1 protein-coding gene is annotated in these 1,207 nt (G+C 52.4%); it reads right to left on the reverse strand.

Annotation, left to right across the window (positions count from 1 at the left end; all coding sequences use genetic code 11):
- Positions 1–16: 16 nt before the first annotated feature.
- A protein-coding gene (locus tag ACOI7Z_RS27210; protein WP_420702488.1) for an IS3 family transposase occupies positions 17–1,128 on the reverse strand; the annotation gives its coding sequence in 2 pieces (ribosomal slippage) (positions 17–867 and positions 867–1,128; 1,113 coding nt in all).
- Positions 1,129–1,207 lie beyond the last annotated feature (79 nt).

The following is a 1,207-nucleotide window of genomic DNA, read 5'->3' on the forward strand; positions in this document are numbered from 1 at the left end:
TGTAAGCGCACCCGTTTTAGTTCCACGCACTTTTTGAGATTTCCGCGGTTTCAGCCATCAGCCGGTATTCTTCCGGCGTCAGGTTATTCAGGGATTCGTGGGGGCGCTCGCCGTTATATTCAGCCAGCCAGCGCTCTGTAATTTCCCGTGCTTCATTCAGTGTTCTGAACAGATAAAAATCCAGTATTTCTGTTCTGTATGTCCGGTTGAACCGTTCGATAAAGGCATTCTGCGTTGGCTTGCCGGGCCTGATAAACTCCAGCATCACACCATGCTCTTCTGCCCATTGTGCCAGCGTCAGCGAGACCAGTTCCGGACCGTTATCCATCCGCATCTTTAGCGGATATCCGCGGTTTGCCACGATCCTGTCCAGCACTCTCACGACTCGCTGCGCCGGGATATTCAGGTCAATTTCGATCGCCAGTGCTTCGCGGTTAAAATCATCTACCACGTTGAAGGTCCGGAAGCGTCTGCCGCACACCAGCGCATCGTGCATAAAATCGATGGACCAGCTCTGGTTCATCGCCTCTGGCGTCACCAGCGGAACCGGATTGCGCACTGGCAGGCGCTGTTTTCCCTTACGGCGAAAATTCAGTTTCAGCAGGCAGTAAATCCGGTGAACGCGCTTATGGTTCCAGCTTTTGCCCTGCCTGCGCAGCACCTGAAAAAGCTTTTTAAATCCGTATTGCGGATAGCGTTCAGCCGCCACGGTCAGCGCCATAATGACTGGCTCATCACGTTGCGTATCCGGCTGATAACGAAATACCGTCCTGCTCAGCGACAATATCCTGCATGCCTGACGTAAGCTCATGGCAAACTGCGCGGTCAGATAGCTGACCAGCTCACGCTTTATCGCTGGTTTTAAAGCTTTTTTTCAATAACGTCTTTCAATGCGCGGCACTCGAGGCTCAGGTCCGCAAACATCTGTTTCAACCGGCGGTTTTCATCTTCGAGGTCCTTCATCTTTTTGATATCAGAGGCTTCCATACCGCCGAACTTCGCTTTCCAGTTGTAGTACGAGGCCTCGGAAACCCCGGCTTCGCGGCACACATCTTTGACGGTGCGTCCGGCTTCGACGGACTTCAGAACGGCAATGATCTGGTGTTCGGTGAATCGGGCTTTGCGCATGGCGATCTCCTCCAGGAACATAATCAGTATGCAGGAAGATCTCTAAATGTGAATGGTCCGCTTTACCGGGATACTTACA

Origin of the sequence: Klebsiella sp. C283 (genome assembly GCF_048822555.1) — a bacterium.
Taxonomy (GTDB): domain Bacteria; phylum Pseudomonadota; class Gammaproteobacteria; order Enterobacterales; family Enterobacteriaceae; genus Klebsiella; species Klebsiella quasipneumoniae.